Genomic DNA, 13,422 nt, shown 5'->3' with positions numbered 1-13,422 from the left:
ATGCAAGGGTTTAGTAAATATTTTTTTAAAACAGGTAAATCTTTCTTTTGTTTCCCTATTCCTCTCCTTCTTAAACAATATAAACAATGGTGGCACCATCGCCCAAAGGGAGGTGCCACCTGTTCATTAAATGCTCGTTCTCCACGGGCTTCTAACAACATTCGTCTGTGAACGGTCTGGGCCGACTGAAAAAATTGAAAGTGGGATACCTGTCAGCTGTGAAAGCCGCTCTAAATAATGGCGTGCATTTTCGGGTAAATCTCCAAGGTTTTTGCAGCCTGTAATATCCTCGGTCCAACCAGGTAATTCCTCATAAACAGGCTCACACTCAGCAAGCACCTTCAGGCTCGCCGGGAATTCTTCAATGATTTCTCCCTTGTATCGGTAAGCTGAGCAAATTTTTACTGTCTCCAGCCCCGACAGGACATCAATTGAGTTTAGCGAAAGGTCGGTAATCCCGCTTACACGCCGTGCATGGCGGACAACGACACTGTCAAACCAGCCAACTCTCCGCGGACGGCCTGTTGTTGTACCATATTCACGGCCAACTTCACGGATCCTGTCACCAATTTCACTGTTTAATTCCGTCGGGAATGGACCATCACCAACACGGGTTGTATACGCTTTTGACACCCCAACGACTTTTGTAATCTTTGATGGGCCAACACCAGACCCGATTGTTACCCCGCCTGCAACTGGATTGGAGGAAGTAACAAATGGATAGGTGCCCTGGTCGATATCAAGCATGACTCCCTGTGCTCCCTCAAACAGGACTCTGCGTCCATCATCCAATGCATCATTCAATACAACCGAGGTGTCACAAACATACTTTTCAATTTGCTGCCCGTACTCATAATATTCTTCAAATATTTCTTCAACCGTAAATCCGGTTGTTTCATAAATTTTTTCTAAAAGGCGGTTTTTCTCCTGAAGGTTCCTTGTTAACTTCTCCTTGAATACTTCCTGGTCTAGCAGGTCGGCAATCCGGATTCCTATCCTTGCTGCCTTATCCATATATGCCGGGCCAATTCCCTTCTTTGTCGTCCCAATTTTATTTGGGCCTTTGCTTTCTTCTTCAACCTCATCCAATTTCAAATGATATGGCAGAATGACATGAGCACGGTTGGAGATTCGCAAATTATCAGTTGAGACTCCTTCCCCATGCAAATATGCAAGTTCGTTGACTAGTGCCTTTGGATCAACGACCATGCCGTTCCCAATCACACATATTTTGTCTTTATAAAAAATTCCCGATGGAATTAAATGCAATTTGTATGTAACACCATTAAATTTAATCGTATGGCCTGCGTTATTTCCACCCTGATAACGTGCGATTACCTCAGCGTTTTCTGATAAAAAGTCTGTAATCTTTCCTTTTCCTTCGTCGCCCCATTGTGTTCCCACTACAACAACTGATGACATACCAGCACCTCCGTTGTACTTTCTATTCTTGATAATCCTCTCCAATCTTACCAACTTTCCAATGGGGAAGTCAACAAAACCCGAACATTGTTTAATGTATTTACTTATTATGTTCGTAAAATACCAATATATACTCATTTAAAAATAGTAAAATATTATATAAAAAAAAACCCACCTGAAATGGTGGGTTTTCCTTATGCTCCCGGTGGAACTGCCGAGTCTCCAAATCTCGTCTCAAGATTTACGAATTTATTATATTCTTTTACAAAAGCCAATTGGACCGTTCCTGTCGGGCCATTCCTCTGTTTTGCAATAATGATTTCAATGATATTCTTATTCTCAGATTCCTTGTCATAGTAGTCATCCCTGTACAAGAACGCAACGATATCAGCATCCTGTTCAATACTTCCAGATTCACGGATATCAGACATCATAGGCCGCTTATCCTGCCGCTGCTCCACTCCCCGTGATAACTGGGACAAGGCAATAACCGGCACCTGCAATTCACGTGCAAGCTGCTTCAAAGAACGGGAGATTTCGGAGACCTCCTGCTGGCGGTTCTCTCCGCTTCGGCCACTGCCCAAGATCAACTGAAGGTAATCAATTAGAATCATGCCCAGGCCATGCTCTTGCTTCAGCCTTCTGCATTTTGCCCTAATATCGGCAACCCGGACACCAGGAGTATCATCGATGAATATGCCTGCCCTTGAAAGGCTTCCCATCGCCATCGTTAATTTGCCCCAATCCTCGTCGGTAAGAGAGCCTGTCCTAAGCCTTTGTGCATCTATGTTCCCTTCAGCACAAAGCATCCTCATCACCAGCTGTTCCGCTCCCATCTCAAGGCTGAAAATAGCAACATTTTCATCGGTCTTGGTCGCAACATTCTGGGAGATATTCAAGGCGAAGGCTGTTTTACCAACTGACGGACGCGCCCCTACAATAATAAGGTCATTCCGCTGGAAACCAGCTGTCATTCGGTCCAGCTCCCGGAAGCCAGTTTCAATACCGGTAATATCGCCTTTCCGGTTATGCATCATTTCAATATTGTCATACGTACGGACCAGAACGTCTTTAATATTATGAAAAGCCCCTCCGCCTTTGCGCTGGGAAACTTCCATTATGCTTTTTTCCGCCTCGGATAGCAGGGTATCGACTTCATCCTCACGGGTATATCCATTTTGGGCAATCTCGGTTGCTGTACGGATCAACCTGCGGAGCAATGACTTTTCCTCAACTATTTTTGCGTAGTATTCTATATTGGCAGCTGTCGGTACAGAACTGGCAAGTTCACTTAAATAGCTGACTCCGCCTGTATCCTCGAGCAATTTCGCTGCAGCAAGTTCTTCAGTTACGGTTACTAAATCGACTGCTTTTCCTTGATCATTCAATTTAAGCATCGTGTTAAAAATCTTTTGATGCGATGCCCTGTAGAAATCTTCAGGAATCAGAATTTCTGTGGCAAGAGTTAGAGACGAAGGTTCCAGAAAAATGGCGCCCAGCACCGCTTGTTCAGCTTCTATATTTTGAGGCGGCATCCGGTCCGCAAAAACATCATTCATCTATTTAAACCCCCTATTACGAAAAAATTAACGTATTTCCCTATCTATCAGCCTTAAAAAACCGCGAAAAAATGTGACCAGCTCGGCCGATCACATTATCATCCATTTACCTTATTATCTTAACATGTTTATGATTTAAATCTACTTTAAAATTTTATTTTCCTTCTTTTACATGAACATCTAATGAAGCAGTTACTTCATGATGCAGCTTAACAGGGACCTTTGTATGCCCGAGGGTACGAATAGCGTCATCAAGCTCCATCTTTCGCTTATCAATTTTTATATTATGCTTTTTCTGAAGTTCTTCCGCTATTTGCTTCGTTGTAATGGAACCAAATAACCGTCCGCCTTCTCCGGATTTTGCAGTCAATTCCACAGTTATTTTCTCAAGAACCTCTTTCATTTTTTTTGCTTCAGCAAGCTCTGTTGCAGCCGCATTTGCCTGTTTTTTCTTCTGCGCATCAAGAACACTCATATTCGCTGGAGTAGCCTCAACAGCCAATCCTTGTTTTAATAAGAAATTATGTGCGTAGCCGTCCGCAACATTTTTAATTTCGCCTTTTTGGCCTTTCCCTTTAACGTCTTTCAAGAAAATGACTTTCATTCCCTTTTTCCTCCTTCAATATAATCATCGATTGCCCTCTGCAATCTTTCTTCCGCCTCGGAAACCGTGATTCCATTTATCTGTGTGGCTGCATTGGTTAAATGGCCGCCCCCGCCAAGGCTCTCCATAATCACCTGGACATTAACCTCACCCAACGAACGTGCGCTGATGCCAATCTTACCATCATCCCGATATGACAAGGAGAATGATGCTGAGACTCCATCCATTGCTAAAAGGGTATCCGCAGCCTGGGCAAGCATGACCTGGTCATATACTTCATCTTCTTTTGCTTTTGTAATTGCAATGCCCTCTTTATAAAAATAAACCGATTCAATTAGCTTGGCTCTCTTTATATAGGTATCAACATCTTCCTTCATAAATTTTTGGACAAGGATTGTATCGGCACCAAGTGACCGGAGATAGGAAGCTGCATCAAAGGTCCTTGCTCCTGTTCTAAGTGTAAAGCTCTTGGTATCTACAATAATCCCTGCCAATAAGGCAGTGGCCTCTATCATATTGAATCGGCCTCGTTTAGGCTGATACTCCAATAGTTCTGTAATAAGCTCCGCTGTTGATGAAGCATATGGCTCCATATAGACAAGTAGAGGATTACTTATAAAATCTTCACCTCGCCTATGATGGTCAATAACGACAACATCGCTAATCGTATTAAGAAGTCTCTCATCAATGACGAGAGAAGGTTTATGAGTGTCAACAACAACGAGCAGCGTATCGTTGGTGGCAAGGTCCAATGCCTGCTCTGGTGTAATGAACCGTTCATAAAGGTCTGGGTGCTGTTTAATTTCATCCATTAACCTTTGTACGCCTGTATCTATTTCATCGAAATTAATGACGATATAGCCTTCTCGTTGATTCATTTGGGCTACCCTGCTAATCCCAATTGCTGAACCCATGGAATCCATATCCGGGAATTTATGCCCCATGACAATTACTTTATCACTTTCAGCAATCAATTCCTTCAAAGCATGGGAAATGACTCTTGCTCTAACCCTTGTACGTTTTTCTATAGGGTTGGTCCTTCCCCCGAAAAACTTTACTTTACCATTCGGTTGTTTGATTGCTACTTGGTCACCGCCACGGCCGAGAGCAAGGTCAAGGCTCGATTGTGCCAATACCCCTAGTTCAGGCAAGGATGAAACACCGGCACCCACACCAATACTGAGCGTTAACGCAACATTTTGGCGCGCAGTCGTTTCCCTCACCTCATCAAGAATCGTAAACTTTCCTTTTTCCAGCTGATGCAGGATTTGTTCATTTAAAATTCCAATAAAGCGCTCTGATGTAATGCGCTTTAGGAAAATCCCATTATCATTTGCCCATTTATTTAATAAGGAAGTGACGAGATTATTGATGCTGCTCCTCATATGGTCCTCAAGGCCCTGGGTCAATTCCTCATAATTGTCGAGATAGATAATAGCAATAACCGTTCTCTCTTCCTTATATAACTTTTCAATTTCGGTCTGTTCGGTTACATCAAAAAAGTAAAGCAATTTTTCTTCTAGTCGGTGAATAACCCGGAATTTTCGATCATGAAGGGTTATTAACTCAGTCTCTACCTCTTGCTTTATTAACGGAATTAACGATTCAGCTACATCATAAAGGGATCTTCCCGCAAGTGTCTCCTCGTCAAAACAGGAAGCAAGGTAAGGATTTGTCCATTGAATATAATAATCATCATTGATGAGCATAATCCCGATAGGCATTTCCATTAAAGCTTCTTCGCCAACTTTTTTAACGCGGTACGATAGCGTTGATATATATTGCTCCATTTCCTGACGCTGTCGTGTATCTACCTTTAATAGGCCATAAAGTAATCCGGCTGCGATAAGCAGGCCAAAAATACTGACTATCGGAAGATATAAGGCCAGGACGCCAAGAAGCACCGCTGTTAAGCAAAGTAATCCATAAAAAGGATAGCGTATCGATCGCTTTTCCAAAAAAGACGGCATTCTTTCAGCTCCCTGACAATAGTTTCTTTATAACTTACCATACACCCTATATTAATTATACCCAATATCCCGGCTAGTGAAAGACAAACGCATTCAGAATAGCGCCTGGCAAATATGTTCTTTAAAAAGAACAAATCAACAGTATTCATTGCTTTTTATGTATGTATTCTTTAGATATTTCTATATTATCTGGTATACATTATCAGTTATATCATAAAAATAGGCAAAAAGAGCAGCAAGGATTCCCCTGCTGCTCTAATTTTTAGCGATTATTCACCAGACACATATGGAAGAAGTGCCATCAAACGAGCACGTTTAATAGCTACTGTCAATTTGCGCTGATACTTGGCGTTTGTACCTGTTACACGGCGAGGCAGGATTTTGCCGCGCTCTGAGATGAATTTCTTAAGAAGATCAACATCTTTGTAATCGATATGAGTAATGCCGTTAGCAGTAAAATAGCATACTTTGCGGCGCTTTGCGCGACCGCCTTTACGTCCCATTGCCATTTTTATGTCCCTCCTAACTGTTGGATTTTTTATCTATTGCACTGAATTAATTTTAGAATGGAAGGTCATCGTCGGATATATCGATTTGTCCGCTGCCAGCGAACGGATCATCATCCATACGAGTATATCCCTGCTGCTTTTGAGCAGCCGGACGCTGATTCTGATTACCGCTTCCGTTTCCAAATGGATTGCCTTGTTCCCTTGGAGCATTCCCATAAGAGTCATAATTGTCACTTCTTGCAGAGGAATTTCTTGGCTCAAGGAATTGAACACTTTCTGCAACAACCTCTGTTACATATACTCTTTTTCCATCTTGTCCCTCATAGTTGCGTGTTTGAATTCTGCCATCAACACCGGCCATACTGCCCTTTTTAAGGTAATTTGCAACATTTTCGGCTGGCTTTCGCCAAACGACACAATTTATGAAGTCAGCCTCTCTTTCACCCTGTTGGTTCGAGAAAGCCCGGTTAACAGCAAGCGTAAATGTAGCAACAGGAACTCCACTTGGGGTATAACGCAATTCAGGGTCTTTGGTCAGGCGTCCAACCAGGACTACACGATTCATCATCAGAATCAACTCCTCTTTATGGGTTTTTGATGTTTCACGTGAAACATTTACCCAATCCATTTATCAAAAAAAGGATTATTCTTCTTCTTTAATAACGATGTGGCGAATGATATCTTCGCTGATCTTTGCAAGTCGGGAAAATTCCTCAACCGCAGCCGGTTCAGCATTCACCTTAAGGATTTGGTAGTATCCGTCGCGGAAATCATTGATTTCATATGCGAGGCGGCGTTTACCCCAGTCCTTAGCTTCAGCCACTTCCGCACCATTGTCAGCAAGAATTGTGTTAAAACGCTCAACAAGAGCCTTCTTTGCCTCATCTTCAATGTTTGGGCGGATGATGTACATAACTTCGTACTTTCTCATCACAGTCACCTCCTTTTGGTCTAAGCGGCCCGATTTGGGCAAGGAGCAATTAATTATCAATTACTCACAATGATAAATTATAACATGGAATTTTAAAATCCGCAACAAAGTTAACAAAAAAACCCGCGATTTGCGGGTTTTACACGTTAAATCTGAAATGCATGACATCTCCGTCTTTTACTTCATATTCCTTACCTTCAAGGCGGACCTTCCCTGCTTCTTTGGCAGCATTCATGGAACCATATGTGACAAGGTCATCATAATGTACAGTTTCAGCCCGAATAAAACCTCTTTCAAAGTCAGTATGAATAATACCAGCACATTGAGGTGCTTTCATTCCCTTTCTGAAAGTCCAGGCGCGAACTTCCTGAACTCCTGCCGTGAAATAAGTTGCAAGGCCAAGCAAACTATAAGCCTTGCGAATTAACTGATCAAGGCCTGACTCTTCAATCCCAAGCTCGGAGAGAAACATCTCCTTTTCTTCTCCCTCCAGCTCAGCGATTTCAGATTCAATCTTGGCACAAATAACAATTACCTCTGCGTTTTCTTCGGCAGCATAGTCGCGTACCTTTTGTACATATTGATTTGAAGAAGGATCAGCGACATCATCTTCTCCAACATTCGCTACGTAAAGGACTGGCTTAATCGTTAACAGGTGGAGCAGTTTAGCTAGTTTTAATTGCTCGTCAGTAAATTCGATAGACCTTGCCGGCTTTCCATTCTCAAAAGCATCACGGAGCATCGAAAGAACTTCAAATTCCGCTGCAGCATCTTTGTCTTTTTGCTTTGCCAACTTCTCAACTCGGGCAATCCGCTTTTCTACTGATTCCATGTCAGCAAGAATAAGTTCCAAGTTAATTGTTTCAATGTCTGAAATAGGATCAACCTTTCCAGATACATGGGTAATATTCTCATCTTCAAAACAACGTACTACCTGGCAAATCGCATCAACTTCGCGGATATGGGAAAGGAACTTATTCCCAAGTCCTTCACCTTTACTGGCACCTTTTACAATTCCAGCGATATCCGTAAACTCAAATGTGGTTGGGACAGTCTTTTTTGGTTGGACAAGCTCTGTCAGCTTATTCAATCTATGGTCCGGTACTTCCACAATTCCTACATTCGGGTCAATTGTACAGAATGGATAATTCGCCATTTCTGCCCCAGCCTGTGTAATTGCATTAAAAAGCGTTGATTTTCCGACATTCGGCAGTCCTACAATTCCAGCAGTTAAAGCCATTTCCGCCACTCCTCTTCTCAAACTTCATCTATTTTCACATAGCAATTATTTTAAAATGTTGAAAGCCTCTCACAATTATAGGCATTTCCGCCTGAAAAGACAAGGAAGGCTCAACAAAAAAGAGCGGCTATTGCCACCCCAAAATTCGGATTCATGATACTTTACAGGAATCAGTTTCCTTATAATCATTAACTTATTCGATTTTTTCTATAGCAACTAAACAATCATATAGTGTACTTCCCAATCCATTGTCCGAAGCACGACTTGAAGTGAGATTATTTACTGAACCGCCAAACTTCTTCCATATTCCCTCTTCCATAACAATTGTATCAGGATGAGCCTTGGGCATAATTAAAACTGTCCCAAAAATCTCTCCACGATTATTCCAAACACGTACATTACACCCTTGTTCAAGCTCATGTTTTTCAGCTATATTTGCTGCAATTTCAATAATGACCTTAGGCTCTTTTTCAAAAATGTGATAATGCTGTGAATGGTTTGAACGTAAAGGATGGATGGTCAATAAAGTGTATGGAAATTCTGTTGCCAATTCTTGATTGGACCATTTTGACTCAGCTGGAAGTGAGAGAGTAAGCCTCCCGTCCATCCCTTTTTGCAATGCCACGTTAGAGGTGAATTCATATTTACTTGATGGCGTCTTAAAAATCCAATCACTCCAGGGTATTTTTTTAACTGGAAGTTCAATAGTATGTTCCTCTCTTAGAACTTGAAGAGTAATCCCGGATTGATTTAAAGGCTCTAAATACATCTCCAGCCATTGTTCAGTCGAATACTCAAAGTCCTTCCCAAAGCCGAGCCTATTGGCTAATTCTGTCCAAATCCAAAGATCAGGCTTTGCCTCCCCCGGTGGTTCAACCAGCTTCGGAGCATAATTAACATAATGATGATACATGGATGCATAATAGAAATCTTCTTCCTCAAAGACGGACGCTGCAGGTAAAACATAATCAGCAAGCAAAGCAGTTTCCGTCATAAATTGCTCTATTACCACAACCGTTTCAACTTGTGAAAATGCCTTTTCAACAATATTGGAATCAGGAACTTGAAGCGCTGGATTTCCGCACGTATTAATAATCATTTTTATCGGTGGATCTTGTGCTGACAGAATAGATTCAGCCTGTCCCATTATCGGAAACTGTCGGTGCTCCATCTTCCGTTCTGCCAATGTGAGGCGATCTGCCTCGAAACTTTGGCCCACCTGTAAATTGGCATAGTTGGCCCCACCGCCTGGAATCCCAATATTTCCGCTTGCGGCCACTAATGCATCAATCCAGCGAATCGTATTCCCACCGTTTCGATAGCGTTGCATCCCTAATCCCATATAGGTCGAGACAGGTTTATCAGCATAAACAGTTGCCAGCCAGGTTATCTTCTCTACCGGCACTTCTGTCATTTCACTAATTGTTTCGAGTCTTATTTCGGCCAATGTAGATTCTACTTCATCAAAACCAATTGTATGTTTTTTGATAAATTCTTTATCCTCGTGCCCAAGCCGGAGCATTTCCTTTAAGATTCCTGCAGCCAAAAGGCCATCCATTCCAGGCTTTATTGATATATAGTCATCTGCCAGTTTGGCAGTGGCATTAAAGATGGGATCAATAACATAAATCTTGATCCCTTTCTTCTTTGCTTCAAGGAGATCCTGGTAAAAGTGAATATTTGTTCGTGAAGCATTCCTGCCCCATACAAAAATATGTTTACTGTTTAAAACATCTCCTGGCGCGTGGCTAAGTGCGTTACCAAAATCCCATTTCTGAGCCTCAATTCCAGAACCCCAGCATAATGAACCAACCAGTTCAGTGGCCCCGCCAAAAGCATTAAAAAAGCGCTGATCCAAATTTTTCAGAATCCCATTATTGGCATAATCATGGGTATGAAGAACTGCAGAAGGACCGAAATTTTCTTTGATATCTATCATTTTTATTGATATTTCAGTTAGTGCTTCCTCCCAGGAAATCCTGATGAACTCGCCATTCACTTTTCTCAAGGGATACAGAAGCCGGTCGTCAGCATTGATCCGTTTCACAAGGGTTCTACCCCTGCCACATATCTTTCCTTTTGTGATCGGATGGTCCGGATCCCCATCAATTTTTACAACTTTACCACTCTCAACTTTCACCCGGAAACCACAGCTATCCCAGCAATTCAATGGACATGCTGACTTATGGACTGTTTGCATGTTCTTCACCCCCGTAAACTTATAAAATAGATACATTTTAGATTAATACAATTTTGCAAAAAAAAGAAGCATGCATTACTCTTCATGCTTCACCAGTACTTTTTTCATTTTTCTAGAGAATTCCCTTCTCGGGATTAAAACACTATGGCCGCACCCTTCACATTTTATCCGGATATCCATACCGAGACGGATAATTTTCCAACGATTCACTCCACATGGATGCGGTTTTTTCATTTCAACTACATCATTCAACCCAAATTCCTTGATTTCCATCAACCTTTGCCCCCTTCTGCAGCTGAACTTCCTTGTTCACCGCCTGAATACATTACGAGCTTTGGATAAGGTACTTCAATTCCATGCTGATCAAGAGCCAATCTTATTTCTTTTCTTATCATTCTTGCGATAGAAAAATGTTTCATTGGTTTGGTTTCAAACACCACTCTTAATGTCACTTCAGAAGGGCTAAAATTCTGAATCCCCTGGAGCTCAGGAGCCTTTATCAGGTCTTCATACTGCTCAGGCATCTTTCCAAGAAGTTCTTTAATAACTGTTTCCGCCTTCTCAATATCTTCCTCATAGCCAATCCCGACATCTATAACAGCCGAACTATTATTTAATGAGAAATTTGTAACTTGATTGATACTTCCATTAGGGAGTATGTGCAATTCACCCGTCCAGCTTTTTATCCTTGTTGTCCTGAGCCCAATTGCTTCAACTGTTCCTTCAAACGTGTCAACTCTTATATGATCGCCAACTGAAAATTGATCTTCAAGTATGATGAAAAAACCAGTAATAACATCTTTGACCAAGTTTTGCGCCCCAAAACCTACTGCGAGGCCCACTATCCCGGCTCCAGCGAGAAGAGCTTTGACATCAATGGTCAACGCAGAAAGAATCATCATTAAAGCGATAAAATAAATCGCATAAGTGACAACATTATCCAGAAGCTTTACGAGGGTCGCCTCTCTTCGTTCTGAAACTCTGAGTGGCATTTTCATCCTTATTTCAAAAGACTTATGAATGGCACTCCTCACTATTTTAATGATGAACGCCGAGACAATTAAGATAAGTACGATTTTGATTAGCCCTTCACCGAGTGCAGCCCATGTATCCTCATTGAATAGCCGTTCTTGCAGCCTATCCAAAATCCTGTTAAATGAATCCAAATTTTTCACCACCAATTTTTTCAATCATTATCATTCTAGTTAGAATCGGGCGGTTTTTCAACTGGACTCCTTCTAGTACTTTTATCCTTAAAGCTTAGTACCCATCCATCTTTCTACCCTGTTTAGCAAAATCATTTTTTAGGTATGTATAGATAACACAACATATTCGTATAATGATACTATTCTTTAAATTCAGATTCAAGAAACATGTACAAACAAAGCTTACTGACCACAACCCTAGTAAATAAAGTTTGTGCAGGCGCCATTAAAGGAGTGGGCTTTATGAATAGTAAGTCAGCAGGTTTGTTTGAAAGGCTGCCTTCCAACCGAATTCATCATGAAGATAACCAAGCAGCGGAAAAGCTCGCTGCCGGGCTGCTATCAAATCTGCCTCTTTTGTCCAGCAGACCGATTGTTGTTGTCTGTATTGGTACAGACCGATCCACGGGAGATTCCTTAGGCCCTCTTGTAGGAACATTCCTCGAAGAACAAAGGTCCCAGTCTTTTCATGTATACGGTACATTAGATGATCCAATTCATGCTGTGAATTTGGAAGCAAAAATGAAGGAAATCCACGCAAAACATTTCCGGCCTTATATTATTGCGATTGATGCCTGTTTAGGAAGGTTCAAAAGTATCGGAGTTCTGCAAATTTGCAACGGTCCTGTAAAACCCGGTGCAGGGGTAAATAAAGATCTGCCTGAAGTAGGAGATATGCACATAACTGGGATTGTTAATGTAAGCGGATTTATGGAGTTTTTTGTATTGCAGAACACCCGTCTAAGCTTAGTTCTTAAAATGGCGAAAACAATTGCTAATGGGATAAGCATGGCTTCCCGCCAACATTCTAGCCAAATGGGATGGACTGAACTGGGATGGGAAACAAAACCGGGAACCATTCGGGAACAAACCCCCTAATTTAAAAACAGGCAAAGGATTCGCCTTTGCCTGTAAAATTTAAACTATATTATTTATATAGATATATGCATCCCACAACCAATGCTGTAACAATAATACCTGGAAGCAAATTGGCAACCTTTATTTTGGCCAACCCGGTTAAATTCAATCCAATCGCAAATATCATTACACCGCCGACAGCAGTCATTTCAGTAATAAACTGATTTAGAAGAGCCTCCGGTACAATTTGATTGATCTGAGTAGCAAATAGTGCAATTGTGCCTTGGTAAATCATGACGGGAATCGCTGAGAAGAGAACACCAATACCAAGTGTTGTTGCCAAAATAATGGAAGTGAAACCATCAATAATTGCCTTCGTATATAAAACGTCGTGATTTCCTCGTATTCCGCTGTCGAGGGCTCCTATTATTGCCATTGCCCCTATAAGGAATATTAATGTCGCAGTCACAAACCCTTCTGAAATGCTGCCCTTTTCTCCATTCCCAAGCTTTGATTCAAGCCAATTCCCAAGCTTATTCAGTTTGTCATCAAGCGCCCATAGTTCACCTAGGACCGCCCCAGCAACTAGGCTGATTATAACAATCAGAAAATTCTCGCTCTTCAAGCCCATTTGCAGCCCTAAAACCATGACGGAAAGACCAATTCCATGCATAACGGTTTTTCGCATTCCATCCGGAATTCCGCGAAGCAATTTCCCTATCATAGTTCCTATAATAATACACAAGCCATTCACCAATGTTCCCAAAAAAAACATTCTTTTTCCCCCACAGCATGTAAGAAAAGCGCAAGCACCTTGCCAAGCGCCGTATGGACTGGAGAGCCTCGAAAGAGATAAGGGAAACACGATGAATGAAGTTACTGCCTGCATTATTGCATGAGGCAACATCTCAGTGGACTTTGCGA

Annotated in this window: 13 protein-coding genes; 1 reads left to right on the top strand and 12 read right to left on the bottom strand. The window is 41.8% G+C overall.

The features are described from left to right. Positions 1 to 126: 126 nt before the first annotated feature. The 11 genes from A8F94_RS21245 to A8F94_RS21195 all read right to left on the bottom strand — a co-directional run bounded on the left by A8F94_RS21245 (position 127) and on the right by A8F94_RS21195 (position 11,601). Entirely contained in the window at positions 127 to 1,422 is a 1,296-nt protein-coding gene (locus A8F94_RS21245) for an adenylosuccinate synthase (RefSeq protein ID WP_066205302.1), read from the bottom strand. Between the two features lie 194 nt (positions 1,423 to 1,616). Further along, complete coding sequence (gene dnaB / locus A8F94_RS21240; RefSeq protein ID WP_066205299.1) at positions 1,617 to 2,981, bottom strand: replicative DNA helicase; 1,365 nt, start codon at positions 2,979 to 2,981, stop codon at positions 1,617 to 1,619. A gap of 154 nt (positions 2,982 to 3,135) precedes the next feature. Beyond that, on the bottom strand, positions 3,136 to 3,585 hold the full coding sequence (gene rplI / locus A8F94_RS21235; protein WP_066205296.1) for a 50S ribosomal protein L9: 450 nt from the start codon (positions 3,583 to 3,585) through the stop codon (positions 3,136 to 3,138). Further along, complete coding sequence (locus A8F94_RS21230) at positions 3,582 to 5,555, bottom strand: DHH family phosphoesterase (protein ID WP_066205293.1); 1,974 nt, start codon at positions 5,553 to 5,555, stop codon at positions 3,582 to 3,584. The genes rplI and A8F94_RS21230 overlap by 4 nt, the downstream gene beginning before the upstream one ends. 269 nt (positions 5,556 to 5,824) lie before the next feature. After that, positions 5,825 to 6,064 carry a 30S ribosomal protein S18 gene (gene rpsR, locus A8F94_RS21225; RefSeq protein WP_043934268.1) on the bottom strand — a complete coding sequence of 80 codons (240 nt, stop codon included), beginning with the start codon at positions 6,062 to 6,064 and terminating at the stop codon, positions 5,825 to 5,827. Between the two features lie 52 nt (positions 6,065 to 6,116). Beyond that, complete coding sequence (ssb, locus tag A8F94_RS21220) at positions 6,117 to 6,632, bottom strand: single-stranded DNA-binding protein (protein WP_066205290.1); 516 nt, start codon at positions 6,630 to 6,632, stop codon at positions 6,117 to 6,119. Between the two features lie 75 nt (positions 6,633 to 6,707). Next, the gene (gene rpsF / locus A8F94_RS21215; RefSeq protein ID WP_066205283.1) at positions 6,708 to 6,995 is read right to left on the bottom strand and encodes a 30S ribosomal protein S6; all 288 of its coding nucleotides are present in this window, start codon (positions 6,993 to 6,995) and stop codon (positions 6,708 to 6,710) included. A 139-nt stretch (positions 6,996 to 7,134) separates the two neighbouring features. Next, entirely contained in the window at positions 7,135 to 8,235 is a 1,101-nt protein-coding gene (gene ychF / locus A8F94_RS21210) for a redox-regulated ATPase YchF (protein ID WP_066205281.1), read from the bottom strand. A gap of 193 nt (positions 8,236 to 8,428) precedes the next feature. Continuing rightward, positions 8,429 to 10,435 (bottom strand): molybdopterin-dependent oxidoreductase, encoded by a 2,007-nt coding sequence (locus A8F94_RS21205; protein WP_066205278.1) that lies wholly within the window; start codon positions 10,433 to 10,435, stop codon positions 8,429 to 8,431. A 75-nt stretch (positions 10,436 to 10,510) separates the two neighbouring features. Beyond that, positions 10,511 to 10,708, bottom strand: a complete 198-nt coding sequence (locus A8F94_RS21200; protein ID WP_066205276.1) for a DUF951 domain-containing protein — start codon at positions 10,706 to 10,708, stop codon at positions 10,511 to 10,513. Continuing rightward, positions 10,708 to 11,601, bottom strand: coding sequence for a mechanosensitive ion channel family protein (locus tag A8F94_RS21195; RefSeq protein ID WP_066205273.1), 894 nt, complete (start codon positions 11,599 to 11,601; stop codon positions 10,708 to 10,710). The genes A8F94_RS21200 and A8F94_RS21195 overlap by 1 nt, the downstream gene beginning before the upstream one ends. A gap of 282 nt (positions 11,602 to 11,883) precedes the next feature. Between A8F94_RS21195 and yyaC the strand changes: the two genes are divergently transcribed. Beyond that, positions 11,884 to 12,519, top strand: coding sequence for a spore protease YyaC (gene yyaC, locus A8F94_RS21190; protein ID WP_066205270.1), 636 nt, complete (start codon positions 11,884 to 11,886; stop codon positions 12,517 to 12,519). Between the two features lie 49 nt (positions 12,520 to 12,568). On the opposite strand, the gene A8F94_RS21185 is transcribed toward yyaC, so the two are convergent. Next, entirely contained in the window at positions 12,569 to 13,273 is a 705-nt protein-coding gene (locus A8F94_RS21185) for a DUF554 domain-containing protein (protein WP_066205267.1), read from the bottom strand. Positions 13,274 to 13,422: the final 149 nt, after the last annotated feature.

Origin of the sequence: Bacillus sp. FJAT-27225, assembly GCF_001685025.1 — a bacterium.
Lineage (GTDB): Bacteria > Bacillota > Bacilli > Bacillales > Cytobacillaceae > Bacillus_D.
The sequence above is the reverse complement of the archived record's forward strand: the minus strand, read 5'-3'. Positions and strand labels throughout refer to the sequence as shown.